Source organism: Acinetobacter sp. 1125_18A (assembly GCF_052824985.1).
The window spans coordinates 78,629-100,914 of the sequence record NZ_VTDG01000003.1; the positions used below are offsets into that span (position 1 = coordinate 78,629).

Here is a 22,286-nt window from a genome sequence, read left to right on the forward strand (position 1 = left end):
CACTCTGGTGAATGTCCATATTCATCAGAGTGCTGGTAAAAATAATTAGGTGTGTTATGAATATAGAATCAACAACTCAAAAGCACTGGCATGAAACGAGCTATGTAAAGTTAGTTGAATCGATTCAATATATTGGACAAAATTATCACGATGTGTACGCCTTGGCCTTGTACTATTATTGTGATGATGATGAACCTTGTTTTCCCAAAGTTGAGCTGAACTTTAATACCATTGAACAGTTTGAGTCGCAAATTTCTGAAGCTTCGAGTCAAGCTGAAGCGAAATGGAATTATGCCTATTGGTTACAAGAACCGTCTTGGGATATTGGTGGAGAGAATGATCAGCTTTTGGCACAATGGTTTGAGCAAACACCATTTTATTATTCTCAAAAACAGATGGAATATGCTGAACAAGAAGATGATGCACTATTTAATGAACTTTTAGAAAAAGGCGAGCAGTTTGCTCAATTGTTTATTACACAAATAATCAAAATGGTTCAGCAATTATTTTCTGAAAATATTCTTCAAGATACATTTGGGAAAAATCTTCCAGTCATTATTCATGAGCTTGAATATTATGAAGAACCCATTTCGTGGACCAAAAGAGCCAATCCAAGTGCATTAATCAATGAATTTATGGATGCCTGTGAAAGTGATTTCTCTTAACAAAATATGCTTATGATTCAATGCTGAGGGACGTGATGTGCCCCACAGCACTTATTGAGTGGAAGCAAGCACTTTAAACGTTATAGACGAGTAAAGACTTCTTCTTGGGTTAAACGAGACTTGGGCAATTTTGCATTAAAGTCAGTATCACTACGATAACCGAGTGTCATAATCACAGACGGGACCAAATTCTTTTCAATTAAGCCTAATTCTTCAGTCAGAATATCTTCGTCAAAACCACCGATTGGCGTTGCATCGATACCTTCAATACCTGCAGCTAATAGCATTTGACCCAGTGCGATAAAGGTTTGATTTTCCGCCCAGCGCTGAATATCACCTTTTTCATTGCGATAATAAGAGACATAGCCTGTACGACTGTCTTTTTGACCTTGCTTAGCCTTGTCATCTTTAAAGCGGCCACTGAGATCATCCTGCTGAAGTAAATTACTCAGGTGCTGTTCTGTAATATCTGCTTTGGTACAGAATAAAATCATATGTGATGAATCTAAAACCTTTGGTGCGTTATAGCTATATTTTCCGACTAAGGCTTTAGCAATACGTTGTTTAGCTGCATCATTGTCAGCAATAAAAAAATGCCAAGGCTGGATATTGATTGACGATGGGGTTAAACGCAGGATTTCAAGTAAACGTGCAAATTGTGCTTGAGGAATCTTTTTAGAAGAATCATAAGCTTTTGTGGTGTAACGTGTTTTTGAAACGGTTAATAAGTCCATCTTTAAACCTAATAGAAATATTTGAAAATAAAATTTATTATATTCTTATTATGTGAGTTTATAGCGAATAGAATTGTCATGAATTATAAAATTTTGTGCAATAAATATGCAAAATTGAGAAAGTTAAAAAAATTGAAATGCTAGTTTGAAATAAATATTAAATCGATAAAAGTGATTGTATAACAAGATGATAATTAAAAATTGGAGAGGGAAACATGACGGCATATTATATTCATTTACCGCAAGATTTTCATGATTACGAATGGGAATATGAAAAGAAAGGTTGGTTAATAGTGATGATCGATATTTCAGAAAAAAGTTATTTTTTTACTTTTTATGATCCTGTTCGTCTAGAGCAAACGATTAAAGATGATTTAAGTGAATATAATTATTTTTTTGAAGAAAATTTAGTTGTGATTGACAAAGTAAATTTAAAAAATATTCAAAATTTTATTGAAAATATTATTAATACTGAAAAAATAAAGTGTTTTATTGAAAAATAATATGCAAGGTTATATAGATTTTAACGGATTCGCCATTTTATAAATTGCCATTTTCCTATTTCATCCACTTCTAAAATCATTGCTTCAGATGTTTTTTCACGCCAATCCCCTAAAACAATTCTAGCTTTACCATTTACATCATGAATTTCAGGGCGATGGGTGTGACCATGAACCAACAGATCGACATTATTAACTGCTTTTTCAACAGCTTGCTGGTTAACATCCATAATTTCATAGGATTTATTTTGTTGAGATTCACGGCTTTTTTTACGAAAACCATTGGCAAGTTTTTGTCTAAAACCAAGTGGGGTGCTTTTTAAAAGTCCCAATACAATCGGATTGCGAATAATTTTTTTAAATCGTTGATAAGAAATATCATCGGTACATAAAGCATCGCCATGTTCAAGACGAAATTTTTTATTACCAATGTTAAATGTATAAAATTCAGGAAGTAATTTTCCATTAAACTGATTTAAAAATGTTTGCCCTAAGGCAAAATCACGGTTACCCACTTGAAAATAAATTTGATTACCAGCTTGCAAGGAAAATTGTTTTAGATGCTCAATAATTTCATCTAACCAAGGCGCAGTATAATCATCCCCAATCCAAGCATTAAACCAGTCACCGAGAATAAACAGTTGCGTATTTTGATATTTATAGTGTTCTAATAAATCAAAAAACCCTCGAACCAGTCGAGGGTGTTCTGGTGACAAATGTAAATCAGCGATAAACAGATAGGTCACTTATTTTTCCTATTTAATAACTCCTCCCAAGCTTGCTTTGTAAAGGGAACAGTATTCCTTTATTTAAAAGTCAGCTTCGGGAGGATTTATAAATTATTCAGAGATAATTTTTGCAGATTCAATCACAATGTTTTCTAAAGGAACATCAGCATGATAACCACGGTTACCCGTGCGAACACCTTTGATTGCTTCAACGATGTCTAAGCCTTCAGTCACTTTACCAAATACTGCATAACCCCAACCTTGAGCAGTTTTACCTGTATGGTTAAGGAAAGAGTTGTTTTTTACGTTGATAAAGAATTGTGCAGAAGCAGAGTGAGGTGCTTGAGTACGTGCCATCGCAATCGTACCTTCGTCATTGCTTAAACCATTGTCCGCTTCATTTTCAATTGAATCACGTGTGGTTTTTTCTTTGAAGTTTTCATCCATGCCACCGCCTTGGATCATGAAACCGTCAATAACACGATGGAAGATTACGCCATCATAAAAACCATCACGAACATATTCTAAAAAGTTAGCAACAGTTTTTGGTGCTTTTTCAGAGTTAAGTTCAAGAACAATGCGTCCTTTGTTGGTGTTTAATTCGACTTGAGGAAAACTCATTCTATAATCTCCTAATCATGACTAAAAATGTCATGGGTTTTTGGTTGAGAGAAGCATAAGCAAACTGTAAACTACATAGCAAGTAAAAATGTGAAATTCTTTTGTTAAAAAAGGATAAAATCACATTTTCTATATTCAATTTTAACTTTTAGAAGTGATTTATCAACTATGAAGCCAAATGATGTTGTTTCAGAACTGCCAAAAAACCCGACAAATAGTCCAAGCCCTGTCGATAATGCGCAGCAAGAACAACAAGCGGGCTTAGATTTTGTACGCCAAGTCATTACAGAGGATTTGGCAGCGGGCCGTACACAAAAAGTTGTTACACGTTTTCCACCTGAGCCAAATGGTTATCTCCATATTGGTCATGTAAAGGCTATTTGCTTAAATTTTGGCATCGCTCAAGAATACGATGGTTTGTGTAACTTGCGTTTTGATGACACCAACCCAGATGCTGAAGAACAAGAATATGTTGATGGTATTGCCAATGACGTAAAATGGTTAGGTTTTGAGTGGAATGGCGAACCTCGCTATGCATCAAGCTATTTTGACCAATTACATACTTGGGCAGTTCAGTTGATCAAACAGGGCGATGCTTATGTAGATCTACAAAGCCCAGAAGAAATTAGAATTAACCGTGGTAATTTTGTCGAGCCAGGTAAAAACTCACCTTATCGTGATGCATCTATTGAAGAAAATCTTGCTCGTTTTGAAAAAATGAACAATGGTGAATTGGCTGAGGGTGAAGCAGTATTACGTGCCAAAATTGATATGACCTCACCAAATGTACATATGCGTGATCCAATTCTATATCGTGTACTTCATTCAGAACATCACCAAACTGGTGATAAATGGAAAATGTACCCAATGTATGACTATGCTCATCCATTGTCAGATGCGATTGAAGGGATTACCCATTCATTATGTACCTTAGAGTTTCAAGACCATCGCCCATTTTATGATTGGGTGGTTGAGAAAGTACATTCACAATCAGTTCCACGTCAGTATGAATCTAGCCGTTTAAATATAGATTATACGATTACCTCTAAACGTAAATTACGTAAATTGGTAGAAGGTAACTATGTTCATGGCTGGGATGATCCACGGATGCCAACTGTGGTGGGCATGCGTCGTCGTGGTTTTACCCCTGAAGGGTTACGTGAGTTCTGTAAGCGTGTAGGCGTGTCTAAAACAGATGGTATCGTTGATGTGGCTATGCTTGAGTTCTGTATTCGTCAATCTCTTGAAAATACAGCAGCACGTGGTATGGCTGTTTTAAATCCATTAAAAGTGACTTTGACCAACTTGCCAGCAGATTTGGATTTAAGCCATGCACGTCATCCAAATGTAGATATGGGCGATCGTATTATTCCTTTAACCTCTGAAATCTTTATTGATCGTAAAGACTTTGAAGAAGTTCCACCAAAAGGTTTTAAACGTTTAGTTCCTGAGGGTGAAGTACGTTTACGTCATGCTTATGTGATCAAGTGTGATGAAGTGATTAAAGATGCCAATGGCGAAGTGATCGAGTTGAAATGTTCAATTGATCCTGAAACTTTAGGTAAAAACCCAGAAGGTCGTAAAGTGAAAGGTGTTGTTCATTGGGTTTCTGCGTCGAAAGGGATTCCTGCTGAGGTTCGTGTTTACGATCGTTTATTCACCGAAGCTGCACCAGATGCAGATGATGATTTCTTGGCAAATTTAAATCCAGAATCTTTAACGGTACTTCAAGCGGTGATCGAGCCTGCTTTGGCTCAAGCGCAATCAGAAGATCGGTTCCAGTTTGAGCGTGAGGGTTATTTTGTTGCGGATCAATATGATCATACAGCAGATAAACCTGTGTTTAACCGTGTCTTAGATTTGAAAGATAGCTTTAAACCGGGTAAATAATTTTATTCAATCCTGAATAAAATCATGATTTAAGACCTAGCTTCGGCTAGGTTTTTTTTATGCTATTGAAAATTGATTGAGGAATGCTATAGAAAAGCGATATAGTAAATGCACAAATAATAATCAGGACAAATATATGTCTTCCCAATTTGATTTTGTTACGGTCCATATTAAACCTAATATTCATTATAAAGGGCGATCAATCAGTTATCTTATCGAATGCAAAGATGGTTCGAAGAAAACATTGGGGGTAATTTTACCCACAGAGAAACCTTTAACTTTTGAAACTCATGTGACTGAGCGCATTGAGATTGTCTCTGGAAAATGCTTGGTTCGGATAGCAGATCAAGAAGAAATGGAAGTTTACAGTTCTGGAGAGTCTTTTACTGTTCCTGCAAATAGCCGTTTTAGTCTGCAATCCAGCGAAGTTGTAGATTATGTTTGTCATCTGGAATAACAGATAACGTTAGCCAAATCATCATTAGAATTCTTTAAAGTAATCCTGTAAATACTCAATAAAAACTTTTACTTTATCAGAGATTAATTTTTTATCTGGAATAACAGCATAAATAGCAGTGGGTTCTACCCTTAAATCAGGAAGCACATGAACCAGTTCTCCTGAATCTAAATCGTTTTTGACATGCCAAAGCGAGTGATTGGATATGCCGAGCCCTGCCAAAGATGCCTGACGAATCCCTTCGCCTGAGTTGGTAATAAAATAGCCATTTACCTGGATATCTAATCTTCTATTTTGGTTACTGTGATCCAGAAAGTTCCATGTATTGCTGATGCCTTGTTGATGACGCTGCACGATACAACGATGTTGTTGTAAATCTTCTAAACGTTTGGGGATACCAAATTTAGCGAGATATTCAGGTGCAGCACAAAGTAAGCGTTTATTGATAGATAATGGTTTTGCGATGAAAGAAGAATCTTGTAGTTTGCCAATGCGAATCGCAAGATCCATACCTTTGGTAATAAGATCTACATTTTGGTCATTTAAATCTAAATTGATTAATAATTCAGGGTGTTGTTTTAAAAACTCAGCAATAACCTGAACCAGTATCTGTGTACCAAAGGTTGCGGAAGCTGTGATATTGATGCTTCCTGAAAGTTTTTGATCTTGAAGCTTTAAATTTTCGGTTAATGTCTGGAAATTATCGAGAAGTGGTCGTCCTTGCTCAATCAATATTTTGGCTTCTTCGGTCAGACTTAGTTTCCGTGTCGTACGATAAAAGAGTTTAAGACTGAGCTGATTTTCAAGCCTTTGCACTCGTTGACTTGCCACTGAAACTGCAATATTGGCTTCTTTTGCCGCTTGGCTGATTGAACCTAAATCTGCGACACGTAAGAAGAATTGGAAGTCTTGTGTATTCATTTTCCATAAAATCGAAAAAGTAATTCCTCATTATCCTGATTTTTAAAATAATACCAAGTTGTTATTTTGTGATGAAACACATTATTCAATCAAGGTGAATGATCATGAAATATAATTTTTTAGGCAATTCTGGTTTAAAAGTATCTGAGTTGGGATTCGGTGCTGGAACCTTTGGAGGAAAAGGTCCTCTATTTTCTGCATGGGGACAAGCAGGGCAGAAAGAAGCCAATCAAATGATTACCACATGTATAGATGCAGGAATTAATTTCTTTGATACTGCCGATGTGTATTCAGGCGGTGAATCTGAAAAAATGCTTGGAATTGCATTAGCGCCTTATCGGCACAATGCGATTATTTCAACTAAAGTTGCGCTTCGTACCAATCAGCAAGTGAATCAGGTCGGATTGAGTCGTCATTATTTAATTCATGCAGTAGAACAATCGTTAAAACGCTTAAATACAGACTATATCGATGTTTTACAGTTACATCAGTTTGATAGCTTTACTTCGCTAGATCAGCTTATGAAAACTTTAGATGAATTGGTCCGAAGTGGAAAAGTTCGTTATATCGGGGCATCTAATTTTTCAGGCTGGCAATTGATGAAGGCGCAGTCGATTGCAGATCGTTATGGTTATGAAAAAATAGTGGCACATCAGGTGTATTATTCATTGATAGGTCGGGATTATGAATGGGAACTGATGCCTTTAAATCATGATCAGCATATAGGTGCTGTTGTGTGGAGTCCTTTGGGATGGGGACGTTTGACAGGTAAGTTTGATCGTGATCATCCTTTGCCTGAAAATAGTCGCTTACATGAAACAGCACAATTTGCGCCACCTGTAAACGAAGAATATCTCTATCAAGTGATAGACGCATTAAAACAGATTGCATTAGACACGGGATATTCAGTCCCACAAATTGCTTTAAAATGGCTGTTAACACGAGCTACAGTGTCTACTGTACTGATTGGTGCTCGAAATCGACAACAACTGCAAGATAATCTAATCGCAAAAGATCTAGTGCTTACGGATTCACAATTACAGCGTTTAAATCAAGTCAGTGCGGTTCATCCAGCATATCCATATTACCCGTATTGGAATGGTCAATTTTCAGAGCGCTATCAGAGCATTGTTGAATCATCACTTATTCAAAACTAATTCGTTAAATTTGTTAACAAAAACATGATACTGATTACATAGCACTTATGTTATCAGTATCACTTTGTTATCCATATAGTTCTATATAAGCTTAGAAGAGTAATAAGAATGAATCCAACCATTGAAACTCAAATGTTAATTCGTAAACCCGTCTCTGCGGTTTTTAATGCATTTATTGACCCTGAAATTACTTCAAAATTCTGGTTTAGTCGTTCTACAGGACCCCTAAAAGAAGGCAAAATTGTGCAATGGAGTTGGGATAAGTATCAAGTCAGCTCAAAGGTTATGGTATTTAACATTATTGAAAATAAATTGATTCAAATTACTTGGGGTGAACCCAAAACATCGGTAGATTTTATATTTGAAGAAATCAGCCCCGAGCACACCTATTTAAAAATTAGAAATTACGATATTTCGTTGCAAGGCTCTGAACTGATTCAATTTATTATAGATGCAACTGGGGGATTCACCACAGTGCTGGATGGTTTAAAAGCTTATTTGGAACACGGATTAGAACTCAAATTGGTTGAAGACAAATTTCCACCATTTTAATGGTGATTTAAAATCAGGGCTTTGCTTAACGTCATGTGAACAACCTAGTTGAGTATTTTACTTTTTAGGCTGTTGTTCTTTAAGTGATAAATAGGTTGGAAGTTTTAATTTTGACTGAGCCCTGAGTTTCATTTTTATATATAAAACCAAAGCAAAACAGGTGGTTGCAACTGTTAAAAATAAGCCATTCATATAGGTCATGATTGAACTGATATAGCCAATCGTGGTTAAACGGTTCATCATTTTTACCACTTGAGGGCTACTTTCAACCCCTGTAATTGCCCAACTACACAGATGTTCACAATTATTGATAATCAAATGATAGCTGTTTTCGTTCATGCGTGTACGCATACGTCGAACTACATGACGACCAGAAAACTTAGGTTGATCATAGTAACGGACACGGATCACTTTACCATGTGAAAATTTTTCAAGTGAAGTGATTTCGATTGGGCGTTTTTTTACAAAATGTGCCAGCCCAGAATAATGTATAACACGACCTTTTCCAGCATAGATTCCATGATGGCTATAGCCAAAATGTTTGACGATTAAATGCGCACCTAAAGGGTATTTAGCTATTTGTTTTGTCTGCATATTCCACTCAGTTCAAATAAAGTGTACACATGTATTTAATTGAAAGGATAGTTTGATTATAACCATGCAAAATGAATTTGATAGCCCTTAAAGTGATAATTAAGTAAAAAAATGCATTAAAAGTGCTAATTAGCCTTCATTATTCAATAGATCACACGATAAAATATAACACTTTGAATGGGGATGTTATGAATTTGAAAACTGGGGTATATGCGCTGATAAGCATGATGGGATTGAGTGCACTTTCCTTTCAAGTCAATGCCAATACTGACTATATCAAAATAATCAAAAACAAGAAGGTGATCGCAGATGCTGTTCGTATCGATGATCTAGATCAGCTACAACTATTTTTAAAAAACCAACAAGGGCAAATCTATAAAAAGTTCGCAGCTGTGCAAAAAGAGCGTAAAAAATGCCAGATCAGTTTTGCCATGAATGCAGGAATGTATCACCCTAATTTTGCACCAGTAGGCTTGTACATTGAACAAGGTAAACAACAGATAGAATTAAACCAACAAAAAAACAAATTCGGTAATTTTTTTATACAACCCAATGGTGTGGTTGCTTGGAACAATAAGCAAGCTGTGATTAAAACCACAGAGCAATATCTTAAATCTAATTTTAAAGCTCGCTATGCTACACAATCTGGTCCAATGTTATTGATCAATGGTGAGATCAATCCAATTTTCGTTAAAAACTCAGATTCATTAAAAGTTCGCAATGGGGTGGGAATTAAAAATAATCAACTGTATTTTGTGATAAGTCGTGGAAAAATTAATTTTTATAATTTTGCTGATATTTTTAAGACGCAGCTTAAAACAGATCAAGCTTTATATTTAGATGGTTCAATTTCAAGTGCATTCATTCCACAAGTGAAAAGGAATGATCAGACTTATGATTTAGGCCCAATGTTTATTTATAGTGAAGCAAAAAATTGTGACGATTAAAATGTAAAAATTAAAGTTTTGCTTATGATTTATAGGTTAAATCAAAATGGATGCCTGCAAATAGAAGCATCCATTTTTTGTAGATCAAGGATAAATTACTTAACCATACCAATGATTGAAGACTGCGCTTTACAGGCTTGAATAGCATCATCTTTAGATAACTTTTTAATTTCTTCTTCAAAGGCTTTCTTCTGTTCTTTTAGTGAATCTTCAGGAATGCCACTTTGTTTTGCCAAGTCTTCCATATGCTTCCAAGATTCTTCACATTCCTTTGGCATACCACCACATGCGGTTAAGATAGTGCCTAAAGCGAGAATTGGAATTAAACGTAATAATTTCATATTCTGATCCTTTAATTTAAGTTGGTTTTTTACTGAGGTTTATTCATATTGATCATTAAAATTTATAGCGTATACAAATGACGAAAAAATGAATTTGTCTTTGAATAAAAAGAAAAAGACTTCATTCTCAAGTATATACACTAGAATGAAGTCTACGCTAAAAAATAATTTTAACAAGATCATGCATTGAGCATTAGAAACGGTAACCTATTTTTAAACCATAGCCTATGGCATTGTTGTCTCGATAATCGCCTTGTTGGGCAATTTCTGAAGCACCAGGTACCGGAATGTAATAGGTACCATCTTGTGCTGTGGCATCACCAATCCAAATATATTTGATGCCTCCTGCGATAAAGTAATTGTCAGCAGGGTTGTATTGAACACCCAACCCTAAGCCCCAACCGCCTTTGGTAGGATTCAATACAGAAGCAGGATTTCCAGTACCAGAATCCCATGAAACATCAGCCGACGCAGCCCATTTTTGTGTAAATTGATGTCCTAAACCAACAGTGATGCTGTATTGGTCTTTCTGATAGTCATCCAGATTAAATCCACCAGCATATAGGCCTTGGCTTAACTCAGCTGTTGCCAGTTCAGTGAGTGCGCCAAACTGTGTTGGACGGATTTTAAAATCTTTCCAATTTACCCAACGCGCATTTAAATATGCCAGCGTATCTTTATAAACACCTGTTTGAAAATCTAAATTTACCGATTGTGGCGTGTTGATTTCTGTATCTTTATCAGGAGTGAATGCTAAAGGTTGTCCAAAAATGGTTTCTTGAGCATCTATTTTGTGCTTAATTTTAGAACGATAAGTCACGGCTGCCTTTAAAGCAATTTCAGGAATCTGAAAAGCAGCACCAGCAAGCCATCCAACAGCACTATCTTGTTTAAAGTTAGCATCATAGCCATTAAACACACTCATCGAATTACCACGTAAAGACACTTTGCCTTTGACTGTCTGGTATACGCCACCGCCGTAGAGGTTAAAATGAGCATCTGGCTGAAAACCAAATAGCATCGCAATATTTTGAGTATCAACATCCGCAAGGGTACCTTTCATACTGATTTCAGTATCAGAGAAGGTATTATTGCTACGTAAAGGATATTCGATTGCAGCACCATAAGGTTGATCATAGATGAGCCCAAAGGAAACTTTTGGCGCAATTTGCAGTTTTAATGCTGCATTATAGTATTGATATGATTGTGCCATATCACCTGTACTCAAATCATTGCTGCCTGCATTGATTAAATCAGGTCGATTTCGAACTTTACCTGATACTTTCGGGTCAACTGTGGCAATACCGGCTTCGAAATAATTCTTGTCTTCAAGAAACGCCAGTATCGATTGACCAGATTGATCCATCGCGGCTGCATGAGTATAAGCAGTGGGTAAAATGCTGAGGATACTGAGAATGAGTGATTGAGTTTTCATGCTTTTCTTTCCTTGAATGTTTTTTTTATTTCGCATATAAAATTCAGACAAAACTATAGTGAATAATAGAAGTTAAGCTATTAGTTTATTTAAGTTTTATCTGAAAGCTTTATGATTTTAGTGAATCATTTTTACTGGATTTAATAAAGGGGTGTAATGACCAATTTAAGGGGGGATTATCGGACAATTCATATGTGCATTGTCTTAAGAAGTTGCCTTAGATCATTGATGAATATTGAAGGATCAATCGCTGATTTAAAAAAGATTATTTTCCAACCGAATTAATTTAAAATGACTGCTTTGATTGATCAGGAATTGATAGATCAGCAATAGTACAAAATAACCTCAACAAGATAACTAAGTTGATCAATGATTTATTAAATATTGAATGAAGCGATCTGGGTAGATAGCTTATTGCTGCAAAATTTATTAGTATTTAATCTGAATTACCTTGTAGTACCAACAGGGTAAACTATTCGCTGCCAGTTTATTTGGAATGGAATTTACGTATCGCTATGAACTATAAAAGATCCTCTGTCATGGAAGAGAAAATGCAACAGAACCGCGAGATGATTTTATTGTCTGCACGAGAACTGGTTGCACAAGGAGGATTTAAAGATGCACAAATTCAAGCGATTGCGGATCGGGCAGGCGTATCAAGTGGTCTGGTCTACCGTTATTTTGAAAATAAAAATCAGGTACTGATTGAAGTTTTAAATGCGGCGATTCATATCGAAGTCAATATTCTCAATGATATTGCACATACCCAACTCAGCGCGCTAGAAAAACTAGATCGCGCCGTTACAACCTTTGTAAAAAGGGCAATGAACAGCCCTCGACTGTCTTATTCTTTATTATTTGAACCTGTCGATCCTCAATTTGAGTTAGAACGTTTTCAAAGTAAGCAATTGATTAAAGAAAGTATTATAAAAATTTTGATCGAAGGACGTCATTCAGGCGAGTTTATTTTTGAGGATCTAAACACCACCGCATTGTGCATCGTGGGTGCAATGACTTTTGTTGTGATTGAACCTTTAAGTATCGCCAAGACCAAGCGTTTTGATAAAAGTTATAAAGAGTATTTTGTAAAACAAATCGCTGATTTTTGTTTACAAGCAGTGAAAGTCAAACATCCTCAGGAATAATATTAATCATCATTGCAAGGCTTAAAGAAATGGCAAAGGACTTTAATAATCCAGTTGTAGTTGAAGGATATGATGTACATATTCGTAAATTAATTCCCGGTTATGAACTGATACATTTACAAGTCCATGCTGTATTAAAGAGCTATGTATCGACTCAAGCGAAGATTTTAGTTGTGGGATGTGGTACAGGTTATGAACTGCAATATTTGGCTGAGCAATTTCCTCATTGGAATTTTACAGCAATCGATCCTGCAGCAAATATGATTGATAAAGCCAAACAACATATAGCAGATTTAGGGCTTTGTTCTCGAATTCAGTTTGTGCAAGGTGATACATCTGTTCTTAAACAAGTCGATGAGAATTTTGATGTGGTTTTGGCTATCTTGGTTTCACATTTTGTTCCAGTTGATGCAAAAGCACAATTTTTAAAAGATATTGCAAATCACCTAAGCAGTACTGGTCTATGTTTAAGTTATGAATTGATGGAAATTTCGAATGCCAAACAATTACAAGCTTTAAAAAATCTGAGTTTAGCAACAGGATTAACAGAAAAACAGGCGCAACTTATGGCAGATCGTATTGAACAAGATTTTGCTTTAATTTCTGTTGATGAAATGAGCGCTTTGTATTTGCAAGCAGGTTTTAAGCGTGTGGAAAACTTTGCTCAAGTATTGAATTATCATGGTTTTATTGCATTTAAAACGGACTAAGAAAAACGTCTAAGTAATAACTAAAAATCATTTTTTGCTTTAAAGTAAATCAATTAGTCATATTTCTATGAGCTATATACGCTTATAAAAAAAGTTCCTTATCCAAATGGTTGAAGGAACTTTTTTATTGCGGATCACCGTCAAAGCTTAAAAGATTATTTCTCTTTGCTTTCTTTTTCAGGTTCTTTCACAACATTGACATCATACAAATGAGCAAAGGCTGAAAGTAAACGAATTTTAGGATCTGCATTTGAAATCTTAATGCTTTGATCTGCTTCAAGTGTGATTAATTTCTCAGCAACAAAATAATCAACAATTTGTGTGATTTCACTCTCAATCTCAGATTCATCCCATTTTAAAAAGAAGGCTTTTTGAATAAGTGGGTATTGTTCGATGACTTGGGTATATAAATCAGATTTTGAAATCTCAAACAGCTGCTGCTCTGTTTCAACGCGCAATACTTTAGCAATGAGTGCTGGCAGTATAAACGTGTGCAGAATGTTATTACTGAAATACTTAAGCAGGCCCACCTGTATATCACTGACTTTCACCCAACGTTCATTATCATGCTCAATCAATTCAACTTGTTTAAGCTTCATGGCATATTGAATGATTTCTGTGTTGGAAAGCTCAGTGATTTGCATACGCTCATCATAACGATGCTGTTTGAGTAGATTACGGAATTGTTCTAAACGTACCAATACTTCACGCTCTGCCAAAGCATGCGTTGGTGCATTTAACAAGACCAGAGAAATCAAACTAATAGGATTAATCACCACGGCTTTATTGATATTTTCCAAAATATCAAATGCAACATCATTGACCGTGGCTTTAACAGACTCAGGTATCTCTTCATGCAAAGCAACACGTTGTGGAGCATTGTTCTTTTTTAAGATCTCTTCAAGGAAAACCGGTTCACCTAAATTGACATGGACAACACCAAAGACTTTTTCAATTTTTTGAATAGATTTAAGTAGTCCAAATAGTGATTCAGCTTGTTTTTTCTGCCCACCCAGCTCTTTTATGTATGAACTGCCTTCGATCAGTTTTTCATATCCAAAGTAAGTCGGAATAAAGGCAATCGGTTTACTATTCCCACGCAAATAACTTTGGATGGTCATTGCGAGCATCCCTTTTTTAGGCGGCAATAAAAGTCCAGTACGAGAACGACCACCTTCAATAAAGTATTCCATCGGTGTATTTCGATTGAGCATACTGTAGATATATTCTTTAAAGACAGCGGTATAAAGCGCATTACCATTAAAGCTACGTCGAATAAAGTATGCACCTGCACCACGCATCAGTTGCCCAACCACAGGCATATTTAAATTAATGCCTGCTGCAATATGGGGAACCATCAAGCCACGGTTATAAATCACATAAGACAATAACAAATAGTCAATGTGGCTACGATGACAAGGGGTATAGACAATTTCATAATCTTTGGCAAGTTCACGAACCGTATCGAAATTATGTACTTCGATACCGTCATAGAGCTGGGTCCACAATTTAGTTAAAGCAATTTCAGCAAAGCGTAAGGTCGAATAAGAAAAATCAGAAACGATTTCATCGAGGTATTTATGCGCGAGTGCTTCGGCTTCATTGATGCTGATTTTTTTATGAATGCTTTCATTGAGAATGGCTTCTTTGACCGCATCACTCAGCATGAGTTTGTTAATCACATTGCGACGATCTGAAATATCAGGACCAAGAATTGCTTCTTTATAGCCATTAAATTGTTTATTGAGCTCAGTCACCACATAGTGTGCTGGTGAAAAATTGGGTGTGAGTTCAATGGCTGAGTTAATTAACTGGCGTAAAGAAACTGCTTGATGGAATTCAATATAATTATTACGGCCATACAGGGTAATGTTGAGTGCTTGTTTAATGCCCGTTGGTTTAGCCCAAGCATCGGTCATCAATGCTTTATACCAGCTATCTTCATTCTCTGGTGCACGTCCCCATAAAATCGTTGTTGGTACTAAAAGCACATCTTGCTCAGGATGTTTCAATAAATATTCGACTAAGCGAATAATTTTATCTGGGTAGTATGCAGAAGCATTGCTTTTGGTTGGTTCTAAAGTGATAAAACGATCATCTTCCTGATAATCTGCCCCTAGATTAAGTGGCGCAAAAGCAGGGCTGAGTTTTCTTTTTTCTGTTTCATTGTCGATCAAGACTTTATTTGAAGTTGAGTCATCTTGAATGACATAGCAAATCGGAAAATTAGCTGTGTTTGGATCATTAACTGTATTTTCAAGAGTTTTTGTATCGCCTAAAACTTGTGGGCTGACGATTTTATCTAAGATTTTTTTTGTAAATTGACGATAAAATTTTTGATAAGCATTGCTTGCCATAATATTCTCTAAATATGAGTCATATCGTTATTATGCTTGAAATAATATACAAATATATAGTTTGATTTGACGACAAATCGGTCAAACACTTTGCCTAAAAACTAAACTTATGATTTTTATCAATAAACTATTTCGATATTGGTATAATTAAATTCAGTTACTCAATATCAAAGTTTCATAGAAAAGCATTATGATAGATTAATATAAATTCATTTAAATTCAAGGAAAGGTCATGTCTACAGATCCAAATTTTCCAGCAACTGAAAACTTAGGTATTGCTGTTTATTCTAATAATGCTGAGGCAATTGGGAATACACCACTTATTCGTATCAATCGTCTTATTACAGGTGGCGCAACGGTCTTAGCAAAAATTGAAAGTCGTAATCCTGCTTTTTCTGTTAAAGATCGAATTGGTGCTGCACTTATTGCAGATGCAGAGGCGAAGGGGCTTTTGAAAAAAGGCATGCATATTGTAGAACCAACCAGCGGGAATACTGGTATTGCATTGGCATTTGTAGCAGCGGCAAAAGGTTATGCCATCACTTTAACTATGCCAGCAAGTATGAGTATAGAGCGCCGTAAAGTATTAAAAGCGTTGGGTGCAAATTTAATTTTAACTGAGCCCGCAAAAGGTATGAAAGGCGCAGTTGATGAGGCAGTACGTTTAGCAACTGAACAACCTGAAACATATTATTTACCGCAACAATTTGAAAACCCAGCCAATCCTAAAATACATGAGACAACAACTGGTCCGGAAATTTGGGCAGCCACTGGTGGTAAAGTCGATATCCTTGTTGCTGGTGTCGGAACTGGCGGTACCATTTCAGGTATTTCAAGTTATTTTGAAAAGGTCAAGCAGCAAGCGATTTACTCCGTTGCTGTAGAACCCGCAGATTCACCAATTATTGGACAAACCAAACGTGGTGAAACTTTAACGCCTGGGCCACATAAGATCCAAGGGATTGGTGCAAACTTTATTCCGAAAAACTTGGATTTAGATTTAGTTGATGAAGTTATTGCTATCGACAACCAAGAAGCGATTGATTTTGCCCGTCAAAGTGCCACTCAAGAAGGTATTTTTGTCGGTATTTCTAGTGGTGCGGCTTTAGCTGCTGCAGCACAATTAGCTGCTCGTCCTGAAAATGCAGGTAAAACCATTGTGGTGATTCTTCCAGATGCGGGTGAACGTTATTTGTCTTCCGTTTTGTTTGAAGATATTTCAGCAGATTAAGTTTAAATTAAATCGTCTATATCTATGCTGTGTATTATTGTCATAGACTAAAAAATAAACCCGCTCAAGTATCTGCAAGAGTGGGTTTATTTTATTGATATTCAGTTTCTATTCTTAAATCTCTATAAAGAAGACTTTAACTGTTTTTCATGTTGTTTGACTTGTTTCGCGTATCGTTTACCTTGACGTTTCATTTTACGGTTTGATTGGTAATTTGTGGGTCCAACATTGTAGTAGGCTAAAGCTTTTTTCCAGCTTCCTGCACTTTGATTGTATTTAGCCAAGATCATGGTGCCACAGCGCACATTGGTATATTCATCAAACAAATCACCAGGGCAGGCTTGTTGCCAATAACGCGGCATGATCTGGGTAAGCCCAACAGCACCAGATGGAGAGGTGACATAACTCCGATAGCTTGATTCTTGACGTATGGTCGCTGCAATCAGTAAAGGATCTACATCATACTGATCCGCACTTTGTACAATCATTGGGGATACACGATTGGCAACATCGGGAGAGACAGAATAGGCTTTTTGGATTCCAGTCGAAAGTTTAGCAGCACGTTTTTGCACAGAGCCACCACCCAAAGACGAACATGCTGTGATCGCAAGTGTTAAGCCCACTGTAAAAATTATTTTTAACTGATACTGAAAATTCAAAATAAAACCAATGCTATGTATCCAAGATTGCCCTGATGTTAAGTAGCTGATTTAAACCTGTCAATCTATGAAAATTGGTAGATTTATTCGTGATTTGTATCTTAAGCTTCTGGTTGCTTGCTATTTAGGCGTTATTTCGTCATTTTTGCTTGTTTTTTCTGTAACATTATTGCCAACATTAAATGCAATGGATTCTGAGCAGTATATTGGACTTCAAATTGTTGATTTCCATTGTGCTGGTACAGAGCATAAATTACTGGAATATTTAATTTATTTCCTTCAATCACATTTGAGTTTTCACCTGAAAGTTCTTTGGTCATATCAGCAAGTACATTGGTGCTAATCTCTTGTTGAATTACACCTTGGCAAATATATTGCGCACCTTCAAAGCGATCAGTAATCAAATCGATTAGATTTTGTGAATCCTGATTGTCTTTATCAGCCTGTAATTTTTCCAGATTTAATCGCTTTATTTTAGTTAAAGTGATTCCTTCTATAGAAGGTATGGTTTTTGTTGTTGTGTTTGCATTTGGATTAAATTGTTGAGTAAGTTGATTTAATTTTGATCCAAAATTGATATTTACCTGACTTGAGTAGAGTTTTTTTACACGATCAGTCACTTGTTGATTATTACATTCAGACTGATTAAATAAACTGCACCCTTGCAGACCAAAACCTACACAGAGCATTGTAAATATTATTTTGTAATTCATCTATATCTCTCACAATCATGTTTATTCACTAACTCCACCAATATCTTAAAATATGAAAGAAGATGGGTGCAGAAAAGCAGATAGAATCAATCCGATCTAACATTCCACCATGACCATGAATCAACTGTCCCCAATCTTTGACACCACGGTCACGTTTGATGGCAGACATTACCAAACCACCGAAAAAGCCAAAGATACACACAACCAGTCCTATCAATGCAGCTTGTAGATAGCTAAATGGAGTAAGCCATGCCATAGCAACACCTAAAGCTGTGGCTAAAACAATACCACCCACTAAGCCTTCAACTGTTTTTGATGGTGACAAGACCGGTGCAACCTTGTGCTTTCCAAAAAGCTTACCACAGACATATTGCAAAACATCGGATGCTTGAACAACCATAATCAGCCAGATTGCTAACCAAATCGGTTCACCTTTAAAACCATTTAGTTTTAAATTGAGTAATGCAGGAACATGGGAAATACAGAAAACACAGACCATGAGTCCCCATTGAATTTTAGAACTACGTTCAAGGAAGTGTTTGGTATCTTCTTGTTTTAGACTGGCTATTGGAATCAGTAAAAATACATAAAGTGGAATAAAAATTGAATATAAGCCGTACCAGTCGATATAGATCAAATAATATTGATAGGGAATAACAAAATAAAAGGCGATAAGTAAAGGGAAATAATCACCACGCCGTGTCGGCAATAGACTGGTAAATTCTCGTAGAGCAAACAGGGAAATAATCCCAAATAAGATAATAAATGCAGTTTGACCCAATAGGATTGCTGCGCCAATGACGATCAACATCACCCACCAAGCATTGATTCGTGCGTTTAAATTATCAATCACTGATGAGGGTTTTTGCCCAGCTTTTTGCTTGAGAATAAAGCCCACGCTAGATGCAAAAACTAAAATTCCCGCAAAAATACCAAATAAAAGATAGGTTTTATTTAGATTATCTAAAATCATTGATTCTCAACCTCTTTTAATTGTAATAGCTGCTTCTGTGCATAATCTATAAATGTGGCTTTATCCATTTCTAAATGTTGTTCTAAAGGAAAGCCAAAGCATACGGTAGACAGTAAAGGCAAAGGAACAAAAGAACCTTTTGGCATGACACGTCTTAGATTTGAAATCCAAACAGGGACAATCTCAATCTCAGGAAATTGTTTATGTAAGTTATAGAGGCCACTTTTAAAAGGCAATAGCTCAAGATCATCATCAAGATTTCGAGTACCTTCAGGAAAAAAAATAATGGAATAACCCTGAGCAAGAGCGTCTTTCACAGGTTGTAAAGGGTCTGCATTATCTTCGCGATTACGTTGAATGGTAACACCATTAAAGGTGTCTTTAATTAAAAATTGTCTAAAGCCATCTTTCAGCCAATAATCTGAAGCAGCAACAGGTTTAGTTTTACGACGCATCAGTTTGGGAAGTGAGGACCACAATAAGATAAAGTCGATATGACTATTGTGATTGGCATAGTAAATACGTTGTTTCATCTCAGGCTGACAACCAACCCACAAGCTACGAGCACCAGTTAAGAGTCGTGCGCCACGGCGTGTCAAAAATGCGATAAAGCGAGCAATAGAGTGTGATGCTAAATTTCCATTAGATGAATCTAAGTGTTGAGTCTTTTGCTCTAAAGACGGTTTATTGTATGACTCTTTATCTTGTTCGGAACGTTGTTCAGGTAGTTGATTCATTCTCTAAGCCGATTGATATTGAAGCATTTTATTGTGGGGCAAGCTGTATAATAGGGTGATTAAAGTACAAAATTCTACTTTTTAAGTGACTAAAATAAAAATATAACCAACCTTAGTTTTGAATAAAAAGTAAAAAGCTTGGTCTCCTTTTATAAATTTATCATTTCTTTTTTTTGAATCATAGAAGAATTTTATAGCATTTCAAGATCTTCACTGCTGAGAAGCTGAGAATTTCCTTGATTTAAGACGATTCAAACCATCATACGATACCAATTGAATATAGCAGCTAAAACTGTATCAGTTGAGGTTAAAATAGCTTTAAATAACTCTAGAAATCAAAATTATTAAAACCAGATATTGTATCAATAATAAAGCAATTTGAAGTTTTAAAAGTTTAAAGCATCCTGCAAAACGCTGTGACCAATCACGTTCTGCTTTAGATGCGGACATCAATTTCATACTCACTAGGGTTTGATCAAATTGCAGGGTTAAGTTTTCAATAGATTCAGTTTGTGATTCTCGTGCAATCATTTTAATGAGTTGAGTATCAAACTTAACTCGAAATGAGAGATAGTGATGAAACCCAGATAATAACAATGTAATGACAATGAACGTCCAAAACTCAATGGATTGCCAGCCTTTGAACAGGATGGCAAAAATAGATAACGCAAAAGCCAAATAACCTGAAAGCAATATAGCTGTGGTTGCTGATAACAGTTGCGCAACCACATAAAAATTCATTTTCATGGCGCTAAACCTTTCAGTTTTAGATGGTAAATTTCTAATTCTTCCAGTTGGGCTTGTTTTAATACCACCCAAGGGCGAGCTTTACGAATAATGCTTACCATTTCATCAATATTGGCATCTTGGTTTTGTTGAATCAGCCAAGCAGTGAGTACAGCGCTACTTCTTGAATAACCTAAGGCACAAAAAATCAGAATATTTTGGGTAGAGCTGTGTTCAAGCTTCGACATCAAATCATTTAATCGTGCTACGGCAAACTCAAGCTGATTGGCTTGTAATGGAATCAAATCTAGACTGAGATATTGCTGATATGCCGTTGCATGATTTAGGGGTAACTCAGCAACACAATCAAATATTGCATTGTATTGGTGGTGATCTTGTTGTACTGGAATTCTTCCAATATAGATTTTTTTAAGTTCATGTTGAATGATAAAAGAATCTTCGGGATGCTTTTTGGTCCAAATACGACTATTAAGCCAAGCAAAGATTAAATAAGGCGCAAGCAGTATTTGCGCAGCAACCGTCATTTTACCATTTTCTTGTTTTTGAAAAAAATGTGGACGTACAAAACTATAGCTATGTGCAACGATAAATAGACTCACAGCGGGGTAAATTAGCCACAATCCCCAAGGTCTAAACTCGTATGCTAAGATAAAGAAAATCACTGAGCCACAAAGGTAATAACTACCAAGCTTTAAATGCTTTGCTGTTAACAGTTGCAGTCCATCTTTTCTAAATGGGGATTTTACTGAAATTGGAAATAACCATAAGCATAAAGCGCCAACCAGTATTCCAGTGGGAAGGTCAATAAAATGATGCTGCCATGTCGTGAGTACAGAGATTCCAATCAGCACACACCAAAAATCGACCACATGTTTCCATGCCCCAAATACATGGCGACGATAGAAATCCCAAAGGATAATCAGCAAAACAATATGTAATGAGGGCGCTTGATTAAAGGGCTTATCAAAGCCCATGAGGATATCAAACCATAGACCGAAAAAACCATCTAAAGGTGGACGTTCAAAACTAAACTTTAAAGGAAACAGTAAGAAGCAACTAATCGAAATGACTTGCGCTAAAAATAGCCTAAGCGCTTGTTGTTTAAGCTCAAATTTGTTCCAACAAAGTAATAAGGAGAGGCCGTAAAACAGGTCAATTGACCAATACGGTACAATTGTCCAAGCCCAAAGTGGAATATGCTTTTCCCAAGCAAAGACAATACTTGGAACATCACTCAGACCTGATGCATATTGATTTGCAAAGCCATAAGTGAGGAAAAAGAAAGGCGCAAGAAAAACTAAACAAAGTATGCCCCATTTCCAAGTCCCTGTTTCTTTGATTAGATTATTGCTCATAAAAATTTTATTAGGTTGATAAGGTTGGAGATTTTTAGAATAATCAGAAACAATCTCTCTATCCGTAATATGTGATTCAGAATCAGATAGAGTATTCATTTCAGTTATCGAATGATT

The 22,286-nt window shown here is 36.1% G+C and carries 24 protein-coding genes; 10 read left to right on the forward strand and 14 right to left on the reverse strand.

Translation table 11 applies throughout. The features are described from left to right. Positions 1-56 precede the first annotated feature (56 nt). Entirely contained in the window at positions 57-665 is a 609-nt protein-coding gene (locus tag FY049_RS05865; RefSeq protein ID WP_056511508.1) for a DUF4303 domain-containing protein, read from the forward strand. Positions 666-745: 80 nt separating this feature from the next. Here the strand turns inward: FY049_RS05865 and nfsB are convergent, their stop codons facing one another. Further along, the gene (gene nfsB / locus FY049_RS05870; protein WP_224963603.1) at positions 746-1,399 is read right to left on the reverse strand and encodes an oxygen-insensitive NAD(P)H nitroreductase; all 654 of its coding nucleotides are present in this window, start codon (positions 1,397-1,399) and stop codon (positions 746-748) included. A gap of 215 nt (positions 1,400-1,614) precedes the next feature. Here nfsB and FY049_RS05875 point away from each other — a divergent pair, with 215 nt between their 5' ends. Beyond that, positions 1,615-1,902 carry a hypothetical protein gene (locus FY049_RS05875; protein WP_224963602.1) on the forward strand — a complete coding sequence of 96 codons (288 nt, stop codon included), beginning with the start codon at positions 1,615-1,617 and terminating at the stop codon, positions 1,900-1,902. Between the two features lie 20 nt (positions 1,903-1,922). Here the strand turns inward: FY049_RS05875 and FY049_RS05880 are convergent, their stop codons facing one another. After that, positions 1,923-2,645: a UDP-2,3-diacylglucosamine diphosphatase gene (locus FY049_RS05880; protein WP_056511498.1), complete on the reverse strand. Its 723-nt coding sequence runs from the start codon at positions 2,643-2,645 to the stop codon at positions 1,923-1,925. Between the two features lie 93 nt (positions 2,646-2,738). Continuing rightward, positions 2,739-3,248: a peptidylprolyl isomerase gene (locus tag FY049_RS05885; RefSeq protein WP_004821835.1), complete on the reverse strand. Its 510-nt coding sequence runs from the start codon at positions 3,246-3,248 to the stop codon at positions 2,739-2,741. A gap of 168 nt (positions 3,249-3,416) precedes the next feature. Here FY049_RS05885 and FY049_RS05890 point away from each other — a divergent pair, with 168 nt between their 5' ends. Together FY049_RS05890 and FY049_RS05895 are read left to right on the forward strand one after the other, a co-directional pair. Next, positions 3,417-5,138, forward strand: coding sequence for a glutamine--tRNA ligase/YqeY domain fusion protein (locus tag FY049_RS05890; protein ID WP_224963601.1), 1,722 nt, complete (start codon positions 3,417-3,419; stop codon positions 5,136-5,138). Between the two features lie 136 nt (positions 5,139-5,274). Continuing rightward, positions 5,275-5,595 carry a pyrimidine/purine nucleoside phosphorylase gene (locus tag FY049_RS05895; RefSeq protein ID WP_004719963.1) on the forward strand — a complete coding sequence of 107 codons (321 nt, stop codon included), beginning with the start codon at positions 5,275-5,277 and terminating at the stop codon, positions 5,593-5,595. 24 nt (positions 5,596-5,619) lie between these two features. On the opposite strand, the gene FY049_RS05900 is transcribed toward FY049_RS05895, so the two are convergent. Beyond that, the gene (locus tag FY049_RS05900) at positions 5,620-6,516 is read right to left on the reverse strand and encodes a LysR family transcriptional regulator (RefSeq protein WP_224963600.1); all 897 of its coding nucleotides are present in this window, start codon (positions 6,514-6,516) and stop codon (positions 5,620-5,622) included. A gap of 104 nt (positions 6,517-6,620) precedes the next feature. On the opposite strand from FY049_RS05900, the gene FY049_RS05905 reads away from it, so the two are divergent. Next, positions 6,621-7,673 carry an aldo/keto reductase gene (locus FY049_RS05905; RefSeq protein ID WP_446083353.1) on the forward strand — a complete coding sequence of 351 codons (1,053 nt, stop codon included), beginning with the start codon at positions 6,621-6,623 and terminating at the stop codon, positions 7,671-7,673. Between the two features lie 108 nt (positions 7,674-7,781). Continuing rightward, positions 7,782-8,225, forward strand: coding sequence for an SRPBCC domain-containing protein (locus FY049_RS05910; protein WP_056511483.1), 444 nt, complete (start codon positions 7,782-7,784; stop codon positions 8,223-8,225). A gap of 57 nt (positions 8,226-8,282) precedes the next feature. On the opposite strand, the gene FY049_RS05915 is transcribed toward FY049_RS05910, so the two are convergent. Then, entirely contained in the window at positions 8,283-8,819 is a 537-nt protein-coding gene (locus FY049_RS05915) for a lecithin retinol acyltransferase family protein (RefSeq protein ID WP_004821822.1), read from the reverse strand. Between the two features lie 188 nt (positions 8,820-9,007). Between FY049_RS05915 and FY049_RS05920 the strand changes: the two genes are divergently transcribed. Then, positions 9,008-9,766 carry a phosphodiester glycosidase family protein gene (locus tag FY049_RS05920; RefSeq protein ID WP_224963599.1) on the forward strand — a complete coding sequence of 253 codons (759 nt, stop codon included), beginning with the start codon at positions 9,008-9,010 and terminating at the stop codon, positions 9,764-9,766. 95 nt (positions 9,767-9,861) lie between these two features. Here FY049_RS05920 and FY049_RS05925 read toward each other — a convergent pair whose 3' ends face one another. Both FY049_RS05925 and FY049_RS05930 read right to left on the reverse strand, forming a co-directional pair. Then, on the reverse strand, positions 9,862-10,107 hold the full coding sequence (locus tag FY049_RS05925) for a hypothetical protein (protein WP_446083354.1): 246 nt from the start codon (positions 10,105-10,107) through the stop codon (positions 9,862-9,864). Between the two features lie 193 nt (positions 10,108-10,300). After that, on the reverse strand, positions 10,301-11,542 hold the full coding sequence (locus FY049_RS05930) for an OmpP1/FadL family transporter (RefSeq protein WP_056511476.1): 1,242 nt from the start codon (positions 11,540-11,542) through the stop codon (positions 10,301-10,303). Between the two features lie 515 nt (positions 11,543-12,057). Here FY049_RS05930 and FY049_RS05935 point away from each other — a divergent pair. After that, positions 12,058-12,687: a TetR/AcrR family transcriptional regulator gene (locus FY049_RS05935; RefSeq protein WP_262781362.1), complete on the forward strand. Its 630-nt coding sequence runs from the start codon at positions 12,058-12,060 to the stop codon at positions 12,685-12,687. 29 nt (positions 12,688-12,716) lie between these two features. Beyond that, a complete protein-coding gene (locus tag FY049_RS05940; protein ID WP_056511471.1) occupies positions 12,717-13,397 on the forward strand; it encodes a class I SAM-dependent methyltransferase in 681 nt (226 codons plus the stop codon). A 155-nt stretch (positions 13,398-13,552) separates the two neighbouring features. Here the strand turns inward: FY049_RS05940 and plsB are convergent, their stop codons facing one another. After that, the gene (plsB, locus tag FY049_RS05945) at positions 13,553-15,754 is read right to left on the reverse strand and encodes a glycerol-3-phosphate 1-O-acyltransferase PlsB (RefSeq protein WP_446083355.1); all 2,202 of its coding nucleotides are present in this window, start codon (positions 15,752-15,754) and stop codon (positions 13,553-13,555) included. A 232-nt stretch (positions 15,755-15,986) separates the two neighbouring features. Here plsB and cysK point away from each other — a divergent pair, with 232 nt between their 5' ends. After that, positions 15,987-16,985, forward strand: coding sequence for a cysteine synthase A (gene cysK / locus FY049_RS05950; RefSeq protein WP_154130056.1), 999 nt, complete (start codon positions 15,987-15,989; stop codon positions 16,983-16,985). Positions 16,986-17,107: 122 nt separating this feature from the next. Here cysK and FY049_RS05955 read toward each other — a convergent pair whose 3' ends face one another. The 6 genes from FY049_RS05955 to FY049_RS05980 form a co-directional block, all read right to left on the reverse strand. Then, positions 17,108-17,644, reverse strand: a complete 537-nt coding sequence (locus tag FY049_RS05955) for a lytic transglycosylase domain-containing protein (RefSeq protein ID WP_446083356.1) — start codon at positions 17,642-17,644, stop codon at positions 17,108-17,110. Positions 17,645-17,775: 131 nt separating this feature from the next. Continuing rightward, positions 17,776-18,357 carry a hypothetical protein gene (locus FY049_RS05960; protein WP_056511459.1) on the reverse strand — a complete coding sequence of 194 codons (582 nt, stop codon included), beginning with the start codon at positions 18,355-18,357 and terminating at the stop codon, positions 17,776-17,778. A gap of 28 nt (positions 18,358-18,385) precedes the next feature. Next, a complete protein-coding gene (locus FY049_RS05965; protein ID WP_004719987.1) occupies positions 18,386-19,330 on the reverse strand; it encodes a phosphatidate cytidylyltransferase in 945 nt (314 codons plus the stop codon). After that, positions 19,327-20,067, reverse strand: a complete 741-nt coding sequence (locus tag FY049_RS05970; RefSeq protein ID WP_004821804.1) for a lysophospholipid acyltransferase family protein — start codon at positions 20,065-20,067, stop codon at positions 19,327-19,329. Before FY049_RS05970 ends, FY049_RS05965 begins: the two co-directional genes overlap by 4 nt. A gap of 318 nt (positions 20,068-20,385) precedes the next feature. After that, positions 20,386-20,814, reverse strand: a complete 429-nt coding sequence (locus FY049_RS05975) for a hypothetical protein (RefSeq protein WP_446083357.1) — start codon at positions 20,812-20,814, stop codon at positions 20,386-20,388. Then, complete coding sequence (locus FY049_RS05980) at positions 20,811-22,169, reverse strand: phosphatase PAP2/dual specificity phosphatase family protein (protein WP_446083494.1); 1,359 nt, start codon at positions 22,167-22,169, stop codon at positions 20,811-20,813. Before FY049_RS05980 ends, FY049_RS05975 begins: the two co-directional genes overlap by 4 nt. Positions 22,170-22,286 lie beyond the last annotated feature (117 nt).

Excerpts from the sequence above, each read along its gene's own strand:
- FY049_RS05865 (WP_056511508.1), top strand. The coding sequence starts at position 57 with ATGAATATAGAATCAACAACTCAAAAGCACTGGCATGAAACGAGCTAT.
- nfsB (WP_224963603.1), bottom strand. The coding sequence starts at position 1,399 with ATGGACTTATTAACCGTTTCAAAAACACGTTACACCACAAAAGCTTAT.
- FY049_RS05875 (WP_224963602.1), top strand. The coding sequence starts at position 1,615 with ATGACGGCATATTATATTCATTTACCGCAAGATTTTCATGATTACGAA.
- FY049_RS05885 (WP_004821835.1), bottom strand. The coding sequence starts at position 3,248 with ATGAGTTTTCCTCAAGTCGAATTAAACACCAACAAAGGACGCATTGTT.
- FY049_RS05890 (WP_224963601.1), top strand. The coding sequence starts at position 3,417 with ATGAAGCCAAATGATGTTGTTTCAGAACTGCCAAAAAACCCGACAAAT.
- FY049_RS05895 (WP_004719963.1), top strand. The coding sequence starts at position 5,275 with ATGTCTTCCCAATTTGATTTTGTTACGGTCCATATTAAACCTAATATT.
- FY049_RS05900 (WP_224963600.1), bottom strand. The coding sequence starts at position 6,516 with ATGAATACACAAGACTTCCAATTCTTCTTACGTGTCGCAGATTTAGGT.
- FY049_RS05905 (WP_446083353.1), top strand. The coding sequence starts at position 6,621 with ATGAAATATAATTTTTTAGGCAATTCTGGTTTAAAAGTATCTGAGTTG.
- FY049_RS05910 (WP_056511483.1), top strand. The coding sequence starts at position 7,782 with ATGAATCCAACCATTGAAACTCAAATGTTAATTCGTAAACCCGTCTCT.
- FY049_RS05915 (WP_004821822.1), bottom strand. The coding sequence starts at position 8,819 with ATGCAGACAAAACAAATAGCTAAATACCCTTTAGGTGCGCATTTAATC.
- FY049_RS05920 (WP_224963599.1), top strand. The coding sequence starts at position 9,008 with ATGAATTTGAAAACTGGGGTATATGCGCTGATAAGCATGATGGGATTG.
- FY049_RS05925 (WP_446083354.1), bottom strand. The coding sequence starts at position 10,107 with ATGAAATTATTACGTTTAATTCCAATTCTCGCTTTAGGCACTATCTTA.
- FY049_RS05930 (WP_056511476.1), bottom strand. The coding sequence starts at position 11,542 with ATGAAAACTCAATCACTCATTCTCAGTATCCTCAGCATTTTACCCACT.
- FY049_RS05935 (WP_262781362.1), top strand. The coding sequence starts at position 12,058 with ATGAACTATAAAAGATCCTCTGTCATGGAAGAGAAAATGCAACAGAAC.
- FY049_RS05940 (WP_056511471.1), top strand. The coding sequence starts at position 12,717 with ATGGCAAAGGACTTTAATAATCCAGTTGTAGTTGAAGGATATGATGTA.
- plsB (WP_446083355.1), bottom strand. The coding sequence starts at position 15,754 with ATGGCAAGCAATGCTTATCAAAAATTTTATCGTCAATTTACAAAAAAA.
- cysK (WP_154130056.1), top strand. The coding sequence starts at position 15,987 with ATGTCTACAGATCCAAATTTTCCAGCAACTGAAAACTTAGGTATTGCT.
- FY049_RS05960 (WP_056511459.1), bottom strand. The coding sequence starts at position 18,357 with ATGAATTACAAAATAATATTTACAATGCTCTGTGTAGGTTTTGGTCTG.
- FY049_RS05965 (WP_004719987.1), bottom strand. The coding sequence starts at position 19,330 with ATGATTTTAGATAATCTAAATAAAACCTATCTTTTATTTGGTATTTTT.
- FY049_RS05970 (WP_004821804.1), bottom strand. The coding sequence starts at position 20,067 with ATGAATCAACTACCTGAACAACGTTCCGAACAAGATAAAGAGTCATAC.
- FY049_RS05975 (WP_446083357.1), bottom strand. The coding sequence starts at position 20,814 with ATGAAAATGAATTTTTATGTGGTTGCGCAACTGTTATCAGCAACCACA.
- FY049_RS05980 (WP_446083494.1), bottom strand. The coding sequence starts at position 22,169 with ATGAGCAATAATCTAATCAAAGAAACAGGGACTTGGAAATGGGGCATA.